The sequence below is a fragment of the Variovorax sp. RO1 genome, assembly GCF_002849325.1.
Classification (GTDB): domain Bacteria; phylum Pseudomonadota; class Gammaproteobacteria; order Burkholderiales; family Burkholderiaceae_C; genus Variovorax.
The window spans coordinates 100,268-119,815 of sequence record NZ_PKMT01000007.1 but is presented as its reverse complement, the minus strand read 5'-3'; the positions used below and the strand labels follow the sequence as shown (position 1 = coordinate 119,815).

Below are 19,548 nucleotides of genomic sequence, written 5' to 3'. Positions count from 1 at the left end.
TCTTCGGTCGCTCACATCGCTCAGGCCGGCAAGTCCAAAACTTGTCGCGCGAGGATGTTGCGCTGGATCTCGTTCGTGCCGCCGTAGATCATTGCGGCGGTGGAACCGATGAGCGGCGAGAGCACGTTGAAGCTCTGGCCGTCGAGCACCTGGTCGCCTGCGACCGCGCCCTGCTCTTCGCCGGCCTCGACCAGCAGTGCGCCGATGCGGTGGTACGTCTCGCTGGCCCAGATCTTCAGCAGCGACACCGACGCGGGCAGCGGCTTGCCCGCGCGCACGATGTTGGCGAAGCCCGTGTACGCGGCCGACAGGTCGAGCACGTCGAGCCGCAGCGCTGCGAAGCGCTGTGCGAACACCGGGTCGGCGAACAGCCGCCGCGCCTGCCCGAGCCGCGCCAGTTGGCCCAGCGCGTACTGCGACTGCTTGGGGCTGCCCAGGAAGATGCGCTCGAAGCCCAGCAGCGCCTTCGCGATCGTCCAGCCGCCGTGCAGCTGGCCCACGAGCTGGTCGGCCGGCACGCGCACGTTGTCGAAGAAAACTTCGCAGAACTCGGGCTCGCCCGCCAGCGTGTGAATGGGCCGCACCGTGACGCCCGGCGTGCGCAGGTCGCACAGCAGGAAGCTGATGCCCTCTTGCTTGCGCGCGCCCTTGTCGGTGCGCACGAGCATGAAGATATGGTTGGCGTCTTGTGCGAGCGTGGTCCAGATCTTCTGGCCGTTGACGACGAAGTGATCGCCCTGCGCATCGCGCCCGGCCACCGCCTCGGTGCGCAGGCCGGCGAGGTCGGAGCCGGCATTGGGCTCCGAATAGCCCTGGCACCACACATGCTCGCCGCTGAGGATGCGCGGCAGAAAGCGTTGTTGCTGCTCGGGCGTGCCGTGCTGGATCAGCAGCGGCCCGATCATCACGATGCCCTGGTCGGGCGCGCGCGCCACGCCGTGCTGCTCCAGCTCTTCGATCCAGGCGATGAGCTTGTCGGCCGGCAGGCCCATGCCGCCGTGCGACTGCGGCCAGGCCGGTGCGATCCAGCCCTGCGCCGAGAGCGTGAGGTACCACTCGCGCATCTCGCTCCAGCGCGCGCGGTGCGACAGGTAACGCAACTGCGCCGGATAGCGCTGCTGCAGGAAGCCGCGCACCATGCGGCGGAACTCAGGCTCGGGCATGGCAGACCAGTCGGTGGTCCGCGCAAGGAACTCGCCGCTCCAAGCTGCAGCACTACTCGCAGCAGCTTCGGCTTCGCCAGTCAGCGCGGCATGCCGACGCTGGTGCGCCGTGACATTGCCCAGCCACGCCGACAGGCACAGCACGCGCTTGTAGAACAGGCTCAGGTCGCACTCCTGCGTGTAGCCGATGGCCCCGTGCAGTTGCACCGCTGCGCGCGACGCCTGCAACGCAGCAGCCGTGCAGCGCGCATTGACGCGGCTGGCTTCGGCTTCGAGCCGGTCGGCAGGCATCGCGCCGTCGCCCACCAGCGCGAGCACTTCGTTGAGCGTGGCCTGCGCCACTTCGAGGTGGATGAACATGTCGACGCTGCGGTGCTGCAGCGCCTGGAAGCTGCCGATGGCCTTGCCGAACTGCGAACGCGTGCGCAGGTAGGCCAGCGTCTGCGCCAGCATCGCCTGCCCCGCGCCGAGCAGCTCGGCCGCCTGCAGGATCTGCCCGGCGGCGAGCGCCTGGCGCAGTGCCTCCTGCGCGGCCGGTCCGCTGGCCAGCACGGCGTCGGCCGGCAGCACGACCTCTTCGAAACGGAGGTTGGCTGCCTGGCTGCCATCGACCAGCGGCACGAGCGTCTCGCTCACGCCCTCTGTGCCGCGCGGCACCCACAGCAGCACGGCGTCGTCCTCGCCGCGCGCCGACACCAGCCAGCCGCTGGCAGCGGCGCCGGGCAGCACCATGAGTTTTTCGCCCTGCAGCAGCACGCCGCCCACGTGCCCCGCGCGCACCTCGCAGCCGCAGGCCAGCGGCACGGCGCTGAGGTCACCCGCGCTTTCCTGCCACGCCAGCGCGGGCAGGCTGCGGCCCGCCACGAGGTCGGCCAGCAAGGCACGCGCGCCGGTCGAGTCGAGCCGAGCCAGCAGCAGCGCGCTCAGGCCTGCCACGGCCAGCAGCGGCTCCGGCGCTGCGTGTTCACCGGCCGCGCGCAGGATTTCGGCGGCGCCGTCGAGCCCCAGCGCGAGCCCGCCGGCCGCTTCGGGCGCCAGCATGCCGGGCCAGCCGAGCGCGGCGATCTCGCCCCAGCCTTCCGCCTCGTCGGCCTCGGGTCGTTCGGTGCGGGCGCGGCGCCGCGCGGTCGCGCCGCTGCGGGTGAAGTAGTCGAGCGCCGCTTCGCGCACGGCCAGGAGTGAGTCGGAATCCATCGCGCTGTTCTGCCTTTTCTTTTCCGTTGCATTGACGAGTCGCAGCGTGCCCGAAGACCCCGCCGCAGGGCATTCGCAATTGCGGAAGGGAGGGTTTGGCAATCACTGAGTGGCCGATCGCGCGCACGGGGATAGATTTGCGGCCATGACAAAGATCAAGAAATCCCTGCACACCGACCTCGGCCACAGCACGCCCGACAAGATCACCGTGCGCGGGCGCGACCTGCCCTCGGAAATCCTCGGCCATCTCAACCTGGGCGACATGGCCTTCCTGGAGCTGACGGGACGCATCCCGACGCCGCAGGAATCCGTGACCTTCAACGCCATCGTCGTCACGCTGGTGGAGCACGGCGTCACGCCGAGCGCGCTGGTCGCGCGGCTCACCTACGCGGGCGCCCCCGAAGCACTGCAGGCCGCCGTGGCCGCCGGCCTGTGCGGGCTGGGCAGCGTGTTCGTGGGCAGCACCGAAGGCGCCGCGAAGATGCTGTACGAGGCCATTCCCTTCGGCGAGAAGCCGAGTCGTCCGCTGGCCGACATGGCGAAGGACATCGTGGCCGACCACCGCGCACGCAAGCTCATCGTGCCGGGCCTGGGCCATCCGCTGCACAAGCCGATCGACCCGCGCACGCCGCGCCTGTTCCAGATCGCGGCCGAGAACGGTCTCTCTTCCCACTACGTCGCGCTGATGCAGGCGGTGCAGGAAGAGGCCGAGCGCGTGTCGGGCAAGTCGCTGCCGATCAACGCCACGGGCGCCATCGGTGCCATTGCCGCCGAGTTCGGCTTTCCGTGGAAGATCATCCGCGGCTTCGGCGTGATGGCGCGCGCCATCGGCCTCGTGGGCCACATCCTCGAGGAGATCGACGACCCGATGGCGATCGAGATCTGGCAACGCGTCGAAAAAGAAGCAGGCGGCCCCCGCCAGGATTGATGCACATGATGATCGCTACCGACAACCGTTTCCCCGACATTCGCGATGCCGTGCGCGACCTGTGCGCGCAGTTTCCCAACGAGTACTTCCGCAAGGTCGACGAAGCACGCGGCTACCCCGCCGAGTTCGTCGACGCACTCACCAAGGCCGGCTGGATGGCCGCCCTGATCCCACAGGAATACGGCGGCTCGGGCCTGGGCCTGACCGAAGCCTCGGTGATCATGGAAGAGATCAACCGCTGCGGCGGCAATTCAGGCGCCTGCCACGGCCAGATGTACAACATGGGCACGCTGCTGCGCCACGGCAGCGAGGCGCAAAAACGCCAGTACCTGCCGAAGATCGCCAGCGGCGATCTGCGCCTGCAGTCCATGGGCGTGACCGAGCCGACCACCGGCACCGACACCACGAAGATCAAGACCACGGCCGTGAAGAAGGGCGACCGTTACGTGATCAACGGCCAGAAGGTGTGGATCTCGCGCATCCAGCATTCGGACCTGATGATCCTGCTGGCGCGCACCACGCCGCTGGCGGACGTGAAGAAGAAGTCGGAAGGCATGTCGATCTTCATCGTCGACCTGCGCGAGGCCATCGGCAAGGGCATGACGGTGCGGCCCATCCTGAACATGGTGAACCACGAGACCAACGAGCTGTTCTTCGAGAACCTCGAGATCCCGGCGGAGAACCTCATCGGCGAGGAAGGCCAGGGCTTCAAGTACATCCTCGATGGCCTGAACGCCGAGCGCACGCTGATCGCGGCCGAGTGCATCGGCGACGGCTACTGGTTCATCGACAAGGTGACGGCCTACACGAAGGACCGCGTGGTGTTCGGCCGGCCCATCGGCCAGAACCAGGGCGTGCAGTTTCCGATTGCCGAAGCCTTCATCGAGACCGAGGCCGCCAACCTGATGCGCTACGAGGCCTGTCGCCTGTTCGACGCGCGCCAGCCCTGCGGCGCGCAGGCCAACATGGCGAAGTACCTCGCGGCCAAGGCCAGCTGGGAGGCGGCCAATGCGTGCCTGCAGTTCCACGGCGGCTTCGGCTTTGCGTGCGAATACGACATCGAGCGCAAGTTCCGCGAGACGCGGCTGTACCAGGTGGCGCCGATCTCGACCAACCTCATCCTGAGCTACGTAGCAGAGCACATGCTCGGCCTGCCGCGCTCGTTCTGAAGGACTGCACATGAACGCCATCGACCACCCCAGCAAGGTGCTCGCGACCTTCGCGGCCGAGCTGAAGTTCGCCGACATTCCCGCGCCGGTGCTGCGCCGCACCGAGGACCTGATGCTCGACTGGCTCGGCTCGGTGCTCGCGGCCCGCACCGCGAGGCCGATCCGCAGCATCGAGCGCTTCGCGCAGATGATGGGTCCCGCCGACGGCCCGAGCGAAATCCTCACCTCGCGGCGCACCAGCTCGCCGCTGTTCGCCGCGCTGGTCAACGCCGCGGCCTCGCACTACGTGGAGCAGGACGACGTGCACAACGGCTCGGTGTTCCACCCGGCCGCCGTGGTCATCGCACCCGCACTGGCCGTGGCACAAAGCATCGGCGCCAGCGGCGCGCAGCTGCTGACGGCCGTGGTCGCGGGCTACGAGGTCGGCATCCGCGTCGGCGAATTTTTGGGCCGATCGCACTACCGCACCTTCCACACCACGGCGACGGCGGGCACGCTCGCCGCAGCCGCGGCGGTGGGCCAGCTGCTCGAGCTGTCGCCGCAGCAGATGCTGCATGCCTTCGGCTCGGCCGGCACGCAGTCGGCCGGTGTCTGGGAATTCTTGCGCGACGCCGCCGATTCAAAGCAGCTGCACTGCGCGCACGCGGCGGCCAGCGGGTTGATGTCGGCCTACCTCGCGCAGGACGGCTTCACGGGCGCGGCGAAGATTCTCGAAGGCGCGCAGGGGCTGGGCGTGGGTATGTCGAGCGACGCCGATCCGGCCAAACTCACCGACGGCCTGGGCACGCGCTGGACGCTGGCCGAAACCTCGTTTAAGTACCACGCCTCCTGCCGCCACACGCACCCGGCTGCCGACGCGCTGCTGCAGGTGATGGAACAGAACCAGCTCACGCCGGCCGACGTTTCCCAGGTCACGACCCACGTGCACCAAGGCGCCATCGACGTGCTCGGCCGCGTGACGGTGCCGGCCACGGTGCACCAGGGCAAGTTCTCGATGGGCACGGTGCTGGGCCTCATCGCCGTGCACGGCCGCGCGGGCCTGGGCGAGTTCGACCGCGACTTTCTCTCGCCCGAGGTCTCGGCCTTCCGCGAGAAGGTGACGATGGCGCTCGACGACGAGGTCGACACCGCCTACCCCGCGCGCTGGATCGGCAAGGTCAGCGTGCACACCGCCGACGGCCGCACATTGGCCGGCCGCGTCGACGAGCCCAAGGGCGACCCCGGCAACAGCCTGAGCCGCGCCGAGATCGAGGACAAGATGCAGCGCCTCGCGCACTACGGCGAAGGCGCGACGGCCGACGAAGCGAAGGCGCTCTGCGAGCGCATCTGGCAACTGGCCGACACGGCGCGCGTGGGGCGCTGGCTGGGCTAAGGCCGGTCGTTCAGGCGAACAGCCGGCCCTGCCCCGGCGAGCGCGCATCGAGCCCCGCAGTGCGCGCGAGGTCCCAGAAGCCCGCGGGCGAGCTGGACACCACGGGCACCTGCAGGCGCGCCTCGACCTCGCGCACGGCATCGAGCGTGACGAGGCCGCCGCACGAGATCAGAAGGCCGTCGGCACCGGGCTGGCCTTCGAACACCTTGAGGCACAGGTTGACCAGCACCTCGGTCGACACCTGGCCCACGGCCTGCACGTCGGAGATGGCCAGGCCTTCGAGTGCGAGCGGTTCGAAGTCGCTCTGTTCGAGGTAGGTGCGAAGCTGCGTGTTGACCTCGTCGATGTAGGCCGTGGCGACGGCCACGCGCCGCACCTTCAGGTGACGCAGGCCCGCGAGGATGGCGTCGCTCATGGTCGTGCAGGGCAGGTCTGTGGCCTGTTCCATCTCTCGCTTGAGTTGACGCGTAAAGGCCACGCCGCGGAAGAAGCTCAGCGACGTGCCCATGAGGGAGATGGCGCTGGCGCCCTCTGCCTTCAACTCCAGCGCCTTGCCGATGACCGAGTCGATCACTTCGGTGTAGCCGCGGGTAGAGATTTCGCCGAGGGCCAAACCTTTCGCAGTGAAGCGGATGCGGTCGCCGTAGAGCAGTGGGCCGTCGACCGGCACCGCGCCGGCCGCCGGAGGGACGATGAGGCCCAGATGAGGAAGACGGGTCATGGGTGTGGCTCTTGTTTGTTCAGGGCGTGTGCACAGGCCACCGGGTACTTCCCTCCGCGAATGTCCCCCGGCCTGCGGCCTCCTCCTTGATTTCGCTGCGGGAAGCACCCAGTGTCCTGCGCACACCGAGTGCGGTTGTCGTGCCGTTCGATCAACGACTGCACTGCCCAACGCTCACGTCGATGGGGTGCCTTGCGCAGCGAAATCAAGGAGGAGCGAAGCGGGGGACATTCGCGGAGCAAGGCTCCCCGTCGGCGGGAGCGTCGCCCTGAAGAACCGCAGCGCATAGAAGAACGACCAAACCAGACAGTCACCTCAGTTCCCCTCCGCCACGATGCGCTGGTCCGTGATGATGCGTTTCCATCGCGTCGTTTCCTCCGCCATGTCCTTGCCCAACTGGGCCGGCGTGGCGTAGGCGCGCAGCGTGCCTTGTGCCGCGGCGGCCGTCCCCGTCTCGGGCATGTCAAGCACGGTCTTCACCGCAGCCGAGAGCTTGTCGACGACATCGTTGGGCGTGCCCGCCGGTGCCAGCAGGAAGATGCGCGGCGCCACGTCGAAGCCCGGCAATGCGTCGGCCAGCGGTGCGACGCTTTCGGCGCCTTCGAGCTTCGCGTTGTTCAACAGCGCCAGCGCGCGCAGCTTGCCGGCCTTCGATTGCGCCATCGCAGCCGTGGCGCTCACCACGCCCAGCGGCACCTGGCCACCGACCACATCGGGCACGATCTGCGCGGCGCCGCGGTACGGCACATGCACCACGAACGCGCCGGTGGACTGCTTGAGCATCTCGAAGCCCAGGTGCTGCACCGTGCCGACACCCGACGACGCGTAGGAGTAACGGCCCGGATGCGCCTTGAGTTCCTTGACGAGTTCGGCGGGCGTCTTGGCGGGAAAGTCGTTGCCCGCGACGATCATCAGCGGCGACACGAAAGCGCCGGCCACGGGCTTGAAGCTGGTCAGCGGATCGATGGGGATCTTCGGCTGCAGCAGCTTGGCGATGAGCAAGGCGCTGTCGCCCATCATCAGCGTGTAGCCGTCGGGCGGCGCCTTGGCGACGAGGTCGGCCGCGATGAGGCCGGTGGCGCCGGTGCGGTTTTCGACCAGCACCTGCTGGCCCAGCACGGCGGGCAAGCGCGCGCTGAGCATGCGCGCGACGGCATCGACGCCGCCGCCGGCCGAGTAGCCGACGACGATGCGGATGGGCTTGTCGGGAAACTTCTGCGCCCACGCGGCGGGTGTGGCGGCCAGCAGGCCGGCCAAGGCCAGGGCGGCCCGTATTGCATGCCGGCGCGAGGGTCGCGTGGCGTCTCTTCTTCTGTCGTTCATCTTGTCTCCGTGGTGGTCGGGATTCGCCGGCCGTCTGCGCGGCCTGGTCGTGATCTGAAGTGTCGTTGCGCGTCAGGCCTTTCCCTTGCCGTGCGACGTGGGCAGCTTCGCGAGTTCGCGCACGCGCTCGGCGTTGGGCGTGAAGCCCAGGCCCGGCGCCTCGGGCAGCGTGAGCCAGCCCTGGTCGGGCACGGGCAGGCCGTCGAAGATCTGCTTGAGCATCTGCACCGCGACGTAGTGGTACTCGACGAGCCCGCCGTTCGACACGCCCGCATGCAGGTGCATGTTGTGGAAGGGCCAGGCGCCGCCGTTGTCGATGGGCACGTTGAAGGCGGCGGCCATGCCCGCGATCTTCAGGCACTGCGAGTAGCCACCCGAGATGGTCACGTTGGGCTGCAGCACGTCGGCCGCCTGGTTCACCAGCAGGTCGCGGAAGCGGTAGGCCAGGCCCTCGTTCTGGCCGCAGGCCAGCGGAATGCGCGTGCGTGCGCGCAGCTGGGCCATCTGGCGCACGTCGTTCTGCGTGAGCGGCTCCTCGAAGAAGCTGATGCCGTAGGGCTCGATGCGCTGCGCGAGTTCGGTGGCGTGGAACAGGTCGAGGCCGCAGTTGGCATCGACATACAGCTTGACGTCGGGGCCCACGGCCTCGCGCACGGCGGCCACGCGGCGCACGTCTTCGGCAATGACTTCGTCGAGCGGGCGCGGCTCGTCGCGGCGCGCGAGGGCGTGGTTGCCGACGGTCATCTTCAGGCGCTGGAAGCCTTGCGACACCCACAGCTTGGCGGCGGCGGCGAGCTGGTCGCGTTCGAAGAAGCCGAAGCCGAAGGTGGCGTACACCGGCACCTTGGCGCGTGCGCCGCCGAACAGGCGCCACAGCGGCTGGCCGAGCGCCTTGCCCTTGAGGTCCCACAGCGCGATGTCGAGCGCGGCGATGGTGTGGCTCGCGTAGCCGGTCTGGCCGCGCGGCGAGAGCAGCCAGTAGAGCTTCTCCCACAGGCGCTCGGTGGCCATCGGGTCTTCGCCGATCAGCGCGGGGCCGGCCACTTCGCGCACGGCGGCGGCAATGATTTCTTCTTCGGTGATGGCGGTCATGCCGTGGCCGACGAGGCCGGTGTCGGTCTCGATCTCGGTGAGGCACAGCGACAGCGAGGTCTGCTTGTTCAGGCCGACCACGTCGATGGTCACGGGAATGTTCAGCGGCGTGGCGCTGACGCGAATGATCTTCAAGGGTGTCTCCTTTGGTGTGCACGCATCTTTGCGCGAGGGCCGCAGGAGAACAATTCGTTTTTGGCGAGTTCGAGCCTTCGCGCGGCGCGAAGGCTCGTCGCCCCGATGGACCGCCCGCCTCAGCTCAGTCGGGACGGCCGAGGTGTTCGAGCACCGAGCGCGCGGCAGCTGTGAGGTCCTGCTGGCGGCGCACGCACAGCAGGTGGCGGCGCAGCGCCCAGGGCGCGTCGAGCTTGAGGCAGCGCAGCTTGAGAATCTGCAGCTGCGGCAGGATGGCCGCATAGGGCAGCACGCCGATGCCCACGCCCTGCTCCACCATGCGGCAGACCATGTCGAAACTGCCGACCTGCATGCGCACCTTGAGCGGCACCTGCGCCTCGAGCGCGGCCGCGAGCAGCACGCGGTGCAGCGCCGTGCCTTCGCGCACCACGATATGGTCGTGGCGCAGCACCTCCGCCACATCGATGCGCTTGCGGCGCGCCAGCGGGTGGTCGCGCGCGACGACCACGGCCAGCTCGTCGGTGCGGTAGGGCAGGCATTCGAGGCCGTCGGCCGGCGTCTGGCCCTCGATCACGCCGATGTCGGCCAGGCCGGCCTGCACGGCCTTCACCACCTCGGTGCTGGCGCGCTCCTGCAGGTCGATCTTGAGCACCGGGTGCAGGCGCAGGAACGAGCCGATCTGCGCCGGCAGAAACTGCGCGATGGTCGAGGCGTTGGCCGTGATGCTCACCACGCCCGCCACGCCGTTCTGGAAATCGTCGAGCTCGGCGCCCAGCCGGTCCATGGCCGACAGCACGGCACGCGCATGCAGCAGCAGGCCATGGCCCGCCGAGGTGAGCGTGACGCCGCGCGCATGGCGCACCAAGAGCGGCAGCCGGGCACGGGCTTCAAGATCGGAGATGCGCTTGCTGGCAGCCGCCAGCGCGATGTGGCAGCGCTTGGCACCTTCGCTGATGCTGCCGTGGTCGGACACGGCCACGAACAGGCGCAGCGACTTCAGGTCGGCGGACATGGCCGGTCGCGCCTCAGGTCAGGATGAGGTGATCGAACAGCTCGCGCGCGGAGGCCGGCAGCTGTTCGCGGTTGCGCGCGATGAGCTTGAGCTCACGCTCGGCCCAGGCGTCGCTGAGCGCCACGGTCGAGATGCGCATCGCCATCGACAGCCGGTGCGCCGACGACGACGGCAGCACGCCGACGCCCACGCCCGCTTCGATCATCAGACAGATGGCCTCGAAGCTGCTCACCTGGATGCGCGGGTTGAAGCCGCGCCCTGCGAGTTCGGCGCGGCGCTGCAGAAAGCGGTGGATCGCGCTGCCGTGGTGCAGGCCCACGTGCTGCTCGTCGAGCGTGTCGGCAAAGGCCACCGACGACGCGCCCGCCAGCGGGTGTGTGGGCGGCACCACCAGCACGAGCTGGTTGCGGCCGAAGGGGCGCGCATCGAACTCGCCGGTGTGCACGTCGCCCGCGAGGATGCCGATGTCGGCCTCGCCGTCGGCCACGGCGCGCACGATTTCCTCGCTCAGGTATTCGCGCAGGTCGACCTGCACGGCCGGGTGCTGCGTGAGAAAGCCCGCCAGCTTCTGCGGCAGGTACTCGGTGATCGAGGTGGTGTTGGCGAACACGCGCACATGGCCCTTGATGCCCTTGCCGAAGTCCTGCATGTCGCAGCGCAGGTGCTCCATCTGCTGCATCACGCGCTTGGCGTGGTACAGCACCGCCTGCCCCGCGGCCGTGAGCGTGACGCCCTGCGCGCTGCGGTGCAGCAGCTTGCCGCCCACCGCTTCTTCCATCTGCTTGATGCGCGTGGAGGCGGCGGCCAGCGAGATGCAGGCCTTCTCGGCGCCGCGCGTGAGGCTGCGCGCGTCCGCCACGTAGACGAACAGTTTCAGGTCGAACAGGTCGAAGTGCAGATTCACCGGGCAGGCACGAAGGAAGCGGGAGGAACGCGCATTGTCCGGCGAACGGCGCCGCCTGCAGCCGCTTGCGGGTTTGTCCTCAGACCGGGTCCCAGCTGAACACGTCGGCCGAGCGGTCCAGCGGGAAGAAACTGGCGCGCATCGCGGGCATGGCGTGCTCGGCAATGCTCTCGGGCGTCCAGCCTTCCGAGCGGTGCACGGAGCGCACCGGGCGCGGCTGGCTGATGAGCGAGATCTCGTTGTTGCGCACCGAGAAGATCTGGCCGTTGACCGCACTTGCCGCATCGCTCGCCAGGTACACCGCGAGCGGCGCCACCTTGGCGGGCGTCATCTGCTTGATCTTGTCGACGCGGGCACGCTGCTCGTCGGTGTCGGTGGGAATCGCGCCGATCATGCGGCTCCAGGCGAAAGGCGCAATGCAGTTGGAACGCACGTTGAACTTGAGCATGTCCAGCGCGATGGACTTCGACAGCGCCGCGATGCCGAGCTTGGCCGCCGCGTAGTTGGCCTGGCCGAAGTTGCCGATCAGGCCCGAGGTGGAGGTCATGTGCACCAGCGCACCCGCGTTCTGCTCCTTGAAGTGCGTCGCGGCCGCGCGGCTCACGAAGTAGGCGCCGTACAGGTGCACCTTGATCACGGCGTCCCACTCGTCGACCGACATCTTGTGGAAGAACCGGTCGCGCAGGATGCCCGCGTTGTTGACCACCGCGTCGATGCGCCCGAAGCTGTCGACCGCACATTCCACGATGCGCCCCGCGCTCGCGGCCTCGGCCACGCTGTCGGTGTTGGGCACCGCCTGCCCGCCCGCCGCACGGATCTCCTCGACCACCTGCTGCGCCGGCCCGGCACTGCCGCCCGCCCCGTCGAGCCCCGCGCCGATGTCATTGACCACCACCTTCGCGCCATGCCGCGCCATCGCCAGTGCGATGTCCCGCCCGATGCCGCCGCCCGCGCCGGTGACGACGATCACTTTTCCTTCAACCATGTGTCTTGCCTCTGCTTCGGATGTTCGTTCGCCCGCGAGTTCGCGGGGGAATTTCAGAATGCCACAGGGGGTGGGCTGCGGGTTCAGGAATTCCGAAGAGGGGCTTAAGCGACGGCGCGAAGGCCGGCTGGCTGGCTACTGCCGCGCCGTACGGATGTTCGCCGGCAGCGTCTGCGGCCAGCTCGTGCGGAACGGGTTGATGTCCAGCCCGCCGCGCCGCGTGTAGCGCGCATACACCGCGAGCTTGGTCGGCTGGCACTGGCGCCAGATGTCCGTGAACATGCGCTCGGCGCAGGGCTCGTGGAACTCGTTGTGGTTGCGAAAGCTCACGATGTACGCCAGCAGGCCGGCCTGGTCGATGGGCGGGCCGCTGTAGCGGATCTGCACGCTGCCCCAGTCGGGCTGGCCGGTGACGAGGCAGTTGCTCTTGAGCAGGCGGCTGGTGAGGGTTTCGTTCACGTGCACCTGCGTCGTGTCGCTGCTCAGCAGTTCGGGCGCGGGCTGGTAGTGGGTGCATTCGATGTCGAGGCGGTCGAGGTCGAGGCCGTCGATCTCGTGCACCGGCTCGCGGTCGAACAGGTCGGGCGTGAGCAGTTTCACGCCGATGCCGGCCGACTGGTCGCTGCCGCGCCATGCGGCTTCGGCGAGGTCGGTGCGCAGGTGCTCGCGCACGGCATCGATGCTGGCGAAGGTGCTGTTGTTGAAGCTGTTGAGGTACAGCTTGAACGACTTGCTCTCGATGATGTTCGGCGTTTCGCAGGGAATGGTGAAGTGCGCGATGGCCACCTGCGGCTTGCCGCGCGGGTTCAGCCAGCTCAGCTCGAAGGCGGTCCAGAGGTCGGCGCCGAAGAAGGGCAAGGCGCCGGCTTTGATGCCCATGGCTTCGCGCTGCGTGGCGCGTGCGATGGGGAACAGCAGCGATGGGTCGTACTTGTCGGCGTAGGCCGAGGCGCGGCCGAGCTGCGATTGCTCGGGGGTGTTGGGGTTGGTCGGGTCGTGGCTCATGGGGCGGTTCCGGCATCCGCCGCGTGTGCGAACGGAGCGATGTGGTTGGCGAGGATCGTGCAGACCTCGGGCGGCAGGTCGTGGCCCATGCCCGGAATGGCAGTGAAGGTCGCGCCGGAGATGCGGCGGGCGGAGTCCTGTCCGCAGGCGATGGGCACGAGCGCGTCGGCGTCGCCGTGCAGCACCAGCGTCGGGCGCTGGATGCGGGCCAGCACCTGCGGGCGGTCGTCGTCGGCGCCGATGGCCAGCATCTGGCGCATCAGGCCGGCTGGGTGGTAGGCGCGGCGCATGCTGAAGGTGAGGCGCGTGGCCAGTTGCTCGTCGGTCTGCGGGTAGGCCGGGCTCTGGATGAGCCGCAGCAGCTTGATGCTGTGCGCGACCAGCGCGGCCTCTTCGTGGCTGCGCGGGCGCCGCATGAGCATGGCACCGACCTCGCGGCGCGGGCCCGGCAGGCCGCGCGCGCCGCTGGAGCTCATGATGCTCACGAGGCTGGCGGTGCGCTCGGGCGCGGTGGCGGCGATGCGCTGCGCGATCATGCCGCCCATCGAGGCACCGACGATGTGGGCCTTCTGGATGCCCAGCGCGTCGAGCACGCCGAGCGAATCGAGCGCCATGTCCTGCAGCGTGTAGGCGCTGCGCACCTTCAGGCCGACGCGGTGGCGGATGGTTTCCCACACGAGGTTGCCGGTGCCGAGGTGGTCGAAGCCCTGGCTCAGGCCGATGTCGCGGTTGTCGTGGCGCACCACGCGAAAGCCGGCATCGACCAGCTGCTGCACGAAGCCGTCGGGCCAGGCGACGAGCTGCATGCCCAGCCCCATGATCAGCAGGATGACGGGGCGCCCTTCGCCGCCGGTGTCGTCGACTTCGATCTGCAGGCCGTTGGCGGTGACTTTCATCGGTTCCCTGTTGTTTCTTTTTCTGCTACTTGAATTCGCGCTCGCGCAGCCACTTGGTGGCGACCCACTTCTCGCCCGCCAGCACCGGCGCGCCGCCATGCAGCGTGCGGGTGGCGGGGTCGGGCCGGTCGTAGCTGAAGAAGACGCCGGTGCCGCGCACCGGGGCCACTTCGAGCCCGATGTCGGGGAAGGTGGTGGCGCCGCCCTGCTCGGGCTCCTGCAGGTACATCACGAGCGTGGCCACGCGCTGGCCGCCGCGCTTGAGGATGGTGGGCGTGCCGGGCTCGTGCGGATCGAAATAGTCGTAGTGCGGGCGGTACTGCGCGCCGGGCGCATAGCGCAGGATCTGCAGGCCCTCGCCGTATTCGAGCGGCCAGCGCAGCAGCATGGCCAGGCGCTGCTCGAGGCGCGCGACGATCTCGTTCTCGCCGCGCTCGAAGAACATGCCGTCGCTGGTGCGATCGACGTTGAGCACCTCGCCGCCGGTGCGGGTCTCGACGGTGAGCGAACGGGCCAGCCGCACGCGCGCGGCAGCGATCAGGCCTTCGCATTCCTCGGCCGACAGCAGGTTGCCGAACACGACGACGCGCGGATGCCGCACGGTCTGCAGCACCTGCACGCGGCGGTCGCCGGCCTCGATGTACAACGGCGCGCCGTCCAGGTCGGGGCCGGGCATCTCGGTGCGGGCCGGCGCCAGGGCTGTCTCGGCCTCGGGGAAACCGGCCTCGAGCTGGGCCAGTGCCGCGTCGGTGGCCGAATCGTGCCAGCCAGCCTCGCGCATCGACATGCGCAGTGCGGGCACCGAATGACCGGCGGCCAGCTGGGCCACCAGCCATTCGCGCAATTCCGGACTGATCGCTTGGGACATCAGACTTTCCTTCTGAACACCAGCCTTTCGGCTGTCGACACGCTTGCGTCGAAACCATAACCCTCGAGATCGAATTTTTCCAGCGCCTTGGGCGTGGCCGCCTGGTGCAGCACGGCCCAGCGCGCCAGCAGGCCGCGGGCGCGCTTGGCGAAGAAGCTCACGATCTTGTACTTGTCGCCCTTCCATTCCTGGAACACGCATTCGACCACGCGCGCCTTGAGCACTTTCTGGTCGACCGACTTGAAGTACTCCTGCGAGGCGACGTTGATGACGACCGGCGTGCGGTCGGCCGCGAGGCGCTCGTTCAGGTGCTCGGCGATGCGCGAGCCCCAGAAGGCGTACAGGTCCTTGCCGTGGCGGTTGGCCAGCGCGGTGCCCATTTCGAGCCGGTAAGGCTGCAGGCGGTCGAGCGGGCGCAGCAGGCCGTACAGGCCGCTGAGGATGCCGACGTGGTCCTGGGCCCAGGCGAGCTGGGTGGCGGTGAGGCTGCGGGCGTCGAAACCGCCGTAGACGTCGCCGTCGAAGGCGAAGGCGGCCTGGCGGGCGTTCTTGTCGGTGCTCTTGGACGCCCAGGCGGCGTAGCGGGCCACATTGAGGGCCGAGAGCTTGTCCGACAGGTGCATCAGCTCGGCGATGTCCTGGGGCGACTTCTCGCGCAGCAGCTTGATGAGTTCGGCCGAGGGGCCGCGCGGGGCTTCGAAATGGGGCTGGGTGGCGGGGGTTTCGGAAGGGACGGGGGTGTCGTAGTCGAGCGACTTCGCGGGGGAAAGCAGGAACAGCATCGGTCGATTATGTGGGGCTGGGGTTACCCCGGGCCACGCCGGTAAAATCCCGGGCAATCCCACCTTGTCACCAACGGCACCCGAGGGTGCCGTTTTGCATCCCCCATGAGCGAACCTACCTCCCAGCCCGGCCTCGAGAGCCTCTCCAAATCGTTCGAACCCGCCGCCATCGAGGCGCACTGGGGCCCGGAATGGGAGCAGCGCGGCTACGCCAAGGCGGGTTTCCGCGGCACGCAGCAGCCCAAGGAAGGCGCCGAGTCGTTCGCGATCCAGCTGCCGCCGCCCAACGTGACGGGCACGCTGCACATGGGCCATGCGTTCAACCAGACGATCATGGACAGCCTCACGCGCTACCACCGCATGAAGGGCGCCAATACGCTGTGGGTGCCGGGCACCGACCACGCGGGCATCGCCACCCAGATCGTGGTGGAGCGCCAGCTGCAGGAGCAGAAGGTCAGCCGCCACGACCTGGGCCGCAAGAACTTCGTGGCGCGCGTGTGGGAGTGGAAGGAAAAGTCGGGCAGCACCATCACCGAGCAGATGCGCCGCATGGGCGACACGGTCGACTGGAGCCGCGAATACTTCACGATGGACGACGACCTCTCGAAGGTGGTCACGCACACCTTCGTGAAGCTCTATGAAGAAGGCCTGATCTACCGCGGCAAGCGCCTGGGCAACTGGGACCCCGTGCTCAAGACCTCGGTGAGCGACCTCGAAGTCGAGAGCGAGGAAGAAGACGGCTCGCTCTGGCACATCGCCTACCCGCTCGAAGACGGCAGCGGCACGCTCACGGTGGCCACCACGCGCCCCGAAACCATGCTCGGCGACACGGCCGTGATGGTCCACCCCGAAGACGAACGCTACAAGCACCTGATCGGCAAGCACGTGAAGCTGCCGCTGGTGGACAAACTGATTCCGATCATTGCCGACGACTACGTCGACAAGGAGTTCGGCACCGGCGTGGTGAAGGTGACGCCCGCGCACGACTACAACGACTATGCCGTCGGCCAGCGCCACAAGCTCGAGGTGATCGGCATCCTGACGCTCGACGCGACCATCAACGACAACGCGCCTGAAAAGTACCGCGGCCTGGACCGCTTCGTGGCACGCAAGGCCGTCGTGGCCGACCTCGAGGCGCTGGGCCTGCTGGTCGAGGTGAAGAAGCACCGCCTGATGGTGCCGCGCTGCGCGCGCTCGGGCGCGGTGGTCGAGCCGATGCTCACCGACCAGTGGTACGTGGCCATGACGCGCCCCGGCGCCGACGGCCAGTCAATCGCGCAGAAGGCGATCGACGTGGTGAAGTCGGGCGAGGTGCGCTTCGTGCCCGAGAACTGGGTCAACACCTACAACCACTGGATGGAGAACATCCAGGACTGGACGATCTCGCGCCAGCTCTGGTGGGGCCACCAGATTCCCGCCTGGTACGACGAAGACGGCACGGTGTACGTGGCCGAAACCGAAGCCGAGGCACAAGCCAAGGCACCGGGCAAGACGCTCACGCGCGACGAAGACGTGCTCGACACCTGGTACTCGTCGGCGCTGGTGCCCTTCTCTTCGCTGGGCTGGCCCGAGAAGACGCAAGACCTGGCGCTGTACCTGCCCTCGACCGTGCTCGTCACGGGCTACGACATCATCTTCTTCTGGGTCGCCCGGATGATCATGATGACCAAGCACTTCATGGGCACGGTGCCGTTCAAGGACGTGTACATCCACGGCCTGGTGCGCGACGCCCAGGGCAAGAAGATGAGCAAGTCCGAAGGCAACGTGCTCGACCCGGTCGACCTGATCGACGGCATCGAGTTGCCCCAGCTGCTCGACAAGCGCACGCAGGGCCTGCGCAAGCCCGAGACCGCACCGGCGGTGCGCAAGAACACGCAGAAGGAATTCCCGGACGGCATTCCGGCCTTCGGTGCCGATGCGCTGCGCTTCACATTTGCCTCGCTGGCCTCGCTGGGCCGCAGCATCAACTTCGACTCGAAGCGCTGCGAGGGCTATCGCAACTTCTGCAACAAGCTGTGGAACGCCACGCGCTTCGTGCTGATGAACTGCGAAGGCCAGGACTGCGGCCTGCTCGAACACACCAAGGAAGACTGCCAGGTCGGCGGCAAGGCGCACGGCTACCTGAAGTTCAGCCGCGCCGACTTCTGGATCGTGTCGCAGCTGCAGCGTGTGGAAGCCGAAGTGGCCAAGGGCTTCGAGGAATACCGCCTGGACAACGTGGCCAACGCGATCTACCAGTTCGCCTGGGACGAGTTCTGCGACTGGTACCTCGAGATTGCCAAGGTGCAGATCCAGACCGGCGACGACGCGCAAAAGCGCGCCACGCGCCGCACGCTGATCCGCGTGCTCGAGGCGCTGCTGCGCCTGGCGCATCCGATCATCCCGTTCATCACCGAAGCGCTCTGGCAGAAGGTCTCGAAGGTCGCGGGCCGTGAAGGCGCGTCGATCATGATCGCGGCCTATCCGCAGAGCCAGCCCGAGAAGATCGACGAAGCGGCCGAGGCGCACGTGGCGCGCCTGAAGGCGCTGGTCGACGCCTGCCGCACGCTGCGCGGCGAGATGAACGTGTCGCCCGCCACGCGCCTGCCGCTGTACGCGGTGGCCGACGACGCCGAGGGCGCGGCCTTCCTGCGCGACGCGGCCCCGGTGCTGCAGGCGCTGGCCAAGCTCAAGGAAGTGAAGGTGTTCGACGACGAGGCCTCGTGGCAGGCCGCCGCCGAAGCCGCGCCCGTGGCGGTGGTGGGCGCGACGCGCCTGTGCCTGCACATGGAGATCGACAAGGCGGCCGAGAAGCTGCGCATCGGCAAGGAAATTGCACGCATCGAGGGCGAGATCGCCAAGGTGCACGGCAAGCTCGGCAACGAGGCCTTCGTGGCCAAGGCGCCGCCCGCCGTGATCGAACAGGAGCGCACGCGCCTGGCCGATTTCACCGCCACGCTGGAGCGCCTGCGCGACCAGCTTGTACGCCTCGGCTGACAGACGAGGCCAGAGTGGGGGCTTAGGATGCGGATGCAGGCTTTGCGCTGCATCCTCTCCCAACCCTCTTCTTTCCTCTTTGAAACGACACTGAACCGCCCATGTCCACTTCTTCCCCGACACGCATCCGCAAGGCCGTATTCCCTGTTGCAGGCTTCGGCACCCGCTTTCTGCCCGCCACCAAGGCGCAGCCGAAGGAAATGCTGCCGGTTGTCGACAAGCCGCTGATCCAGTACGCCGTCGAAGAGGCCTATGCCGCGGGCATCCGCGACATGATTTTTGTGACCGGGCGCAACAAGCGTGCGATCGAAGACCACTACGACACCGCCTACGAGCTCGAAAGCCAGCTCGAAGCCAGCGGCAAGCACGCGCTGCTTGAAATCGCCCGCTCGGTGTCGCCCGACGACATGACCTGCTCGTACGTGCGCCAGCCGCGCATGCTGGGCCTGGGCCACGCCGTGCTGTGTGCCGAACACCTGGTGGGCAACGAGCCCTTCGCCGTGCTGCTGGCGGACGACCTGATGGTCGGCCCTGCTGGCGGCCTGCCGGTGCTGGCACAGATGACCGAAGCCTTCGCGCGCCTGGGCGCCTCGGTGCTGGCCGTGCAGGAAGTGCCGCTGGAACACGTCAAGCGCTACGGCATCGTGGCCGGCGAGACCGTGGAAGAGGGCCTCGTGAAGGTCAACCGCATGGTCGAGAAGCCCAAGCCCGAAGACGCGCCCTCGCGCCTGGGCGTGGCCGGCCGCTACATCCTCACGCCCGGCGTGTTCGACGAGATCCGCAACCAGCCCAAGGGCGCGGGCGGCGAGATCCAGCTGACCGACGGCATCGCCGCGCTGATGAAGAAGGAATCGGTCTACGCCTATGCGTACAAGGGCGTCCGCTACGACTGCGGCAGCAAGGAAGGCTTCCTGCAGGCCTCGGTGGAGTTGGCGCTGGCGCACCCGGAGGTGGGCGAGCAGTTCCGCGAGTACCTCAAGAGCCTGAAGCTGTGAGAGCGCTCAGAAGCACCAACGAAAAAGG

At 68.2% G+C, this 19,548-nt stretch carries 16 protein-coding genes; 5 read left to right on the top strand and 11 right to left on the bottom strand.

The window, feature by feature from the left end; translation table 11 throughout:
* Nucleotides 1-20: 20 nt before the first annotated feature.
* Entirely contained in the window at nt 21-2,357 is a 2,337-nt protein-coding gene (locus tag CY658_RS27450; protein ID WP_101493198.1) for an acyl-CoA dehydrogenase, read from the bottom strand.
* A gap of 145 nt (nt 2,358-2,502) precedes the next feature.
* Between CY658_RS27450 and CY658_RS27445 the strand changes: the two genes are divergently transcribed.
* From CY658_RS27445 to CY658_RS27435, 3 genes are read left to right on the top strand one after another with little or no spacing between them, the layout of a single operon-like run.
* Nucleotides 2,503-3,285, top strand: coding sequence for a citryl-CoA lyase (locus CY658_RS27445; RefSeq protein WP_101493197.1), 783 nt, complete (start codon nt 2,503-2,505; stop codon nt 3,283-3,285).
* Nucleotides 3,286-3,290: 5 nt separating this feature from the next.
* Nucleotides 3,291-4,454 carry an acyl-CoA dehydrogenase family protein gene (locus CY658_RS27440; protein ID WP_180839065.1) on the top strand — a complete coding sequence of 388 codons (1,164 nt, stop codon included), beginning with the start codon at nt 3,291-3,293 and terminating at the stop codon, nt 4,452-4,454.
* 10 nt (nt 4,455-4,464) lie between these two features.
* Nucleotides 4,465-5,826, top strand: coding sequence for an MmgE/PrpD family protein (locus CY658_RS27435; protein ID WP_101493196.1), 1,362 nt, complete (start codon nt 4,465-4,467; stop codon nt 5,824-5,826).
* A 10-nt stretch (nt 5,827-5,836) separates the two neighbouring features.
* Here the strand turns inward: CY658_RS27435 and CY658_RS27430 are convergent, their stop codons facing one another.
* From CY658_RS27430 to yaaA, 10 genes are all read right to left on the bottom strand, one after another.
* Complete coding sequence (locus CY658_RS27430; protein WP_101493195.1) at nt 5,837-6,547, bottom strand: aspartate/glutamate racemase family protein; 711 nt, start codon at nt 6,545-6,547, stop codon at nt 5,837-5,839.
* Between the two features lie 315 nt (nt 6,548-6,862).
* Nucleotides 6,863-7,870, bottom strand: a complete 1,008-nt coding sequence (locus CY658_RS27425) for a Bug family tripartite tricarboxylate transporter substrate binding protein (protein WP_101493194.1) — start codon at nt 7,868-7,870, stop codon at nt 6,863-6,865.
* A gap of 72 nt (nt 7,871-7,942) precedes the next feature.
* On the bottom strand, nt 7,943-9,097 hold the full coding sequence (locus tag CY658_RS27420; RefSeq protein ID WP_101493193.1) for a mandelate racemase/muconate lactonizing enzyme family protein: 1,155 nt from the start codon (nt 9,095-9,097) through the stop codon (nt 7,943-7,945).
* A gap of 124 nt (nt 9,098-9,221) precedes the next feature.
* A complete protein-coding gene (locus CY658_RS27415) occupies nt 9,222-10,109 on the bottom strand; it encodes a LysR family transcriptional regulator (protein ID WP_101493192.1) in 888 nt (295 codons plus the stop codon).
* A 13-nt stretch (nt 10,110-10,122) separates the two neighbouring features.
* Nucleotides 10,123-11,013, bottom strand: a complete 891-nt coding sequence (locus CY658_RS27410) for a LysR substrate-binding domain-containing protein (protein ID WP_101493191.1) — start codon at nt 11,011-11,013, stop codon at nt 10,123-10,125.
* A gap of 79 nt (nt 11,014-11,092) precedes the next feature.
* Entirely contained in the window at nt 11,093-11,998 is a 906-nt protein-coding gene (locus CY658_RS27405; protein WP_101493190.1) for an SDR family NAD(P)-dependent oxidoreductase, read from the bottom strand.
* A gap of 135 nt (nt 11,999-12,133) precedes the next feature.
* Complete coding sequence (gene queF / locus CY658_RS27400; RefSeq protein WP_101493189.1) at nt 12,134-13,003, bottom strand: NADPH-dependent 7-cyano-7-deazaguanine reductase QueF; 870 nt, start codon at nt 13,001-13,003, stop codon at nt 12,134-12,136.
* Complete coding sequence (locus CY658_RS27395; RefSeq protein WP_101493188.1) at nt 13,000-13,899, bottom strand: alpha/beta fold hydrolase; 900 nt, start codon at nt 13,897-13,899, stop codon at nt 13,000-13,002. Before CY658_RS27395 ends, queF begins: the two co-directional genes overlap by 4 nt.
* A gap of 25 nt (nt 13,900-13,924) precedes the next feature.
* Nucleotides 13,925-14,767: a 2OG-Fe(II) oxygenase gene (locus tag CY658_RS27390; protein WP_101493187.1), complete on the bottom strand. Its 843-nt coding sequence runs from the start codon at nt 14,765-14,767 to the stop codon at nt 13,925-13,927.
* Nucleotides 14,767-15,549 carry a peroxide stress protein YaaA gene (gene yaaA / locus CY658_RS27385; protein ID WP_101493186.1) on the bottom strand — a complete coding sequence of 261 codons (783 nt, stop codon included), beginning with the start codon at nt 15,547-15,549 and terminating at the stop codon, nt 14,767-14,769. Before yaaA ends, CY658_RS27390 begins: the two co-directional genes overlap by 1 nt.
* Nucleotides 15,550-15,654: 105 nt before the next feature.
* Here yaaA and CY658_RS27380 point away from each other — a divergent pair, with 105 nt between their 5' ends.
* Together CY658_RS27380 and galU are read left to right on the top strand one after the other, a co-directional pair.
* A complete protein-coding gene (locus tag CY658_RS27380; RefSeq protein WP_101493185.1) occupies nt 15,655-18,525 on the top strand; it encodes a valine--tRNA ligase in 2,871 nt (956 codons plus the stop codon).
* Nucleotides 18,526-18,626: 101 nt separating this feature from the next.
* Nucleotides 18,627-19,520 carry a UTP--glucose-1-phosphate uridylyltransferase GalU gene (galU, locus tag CY658_RS27375; protein WP_099795459.1) on the top strand — a complete coding sequence of 298 codons (894 nt, stop codon included), beginning with the start codon at nt 18,627-18,629 and terminating at the stop codon, nt 19,518-19,520.
* The last annotated feature ends 28 nt before the right edge of the window (nt 19,521-19,548 follow it).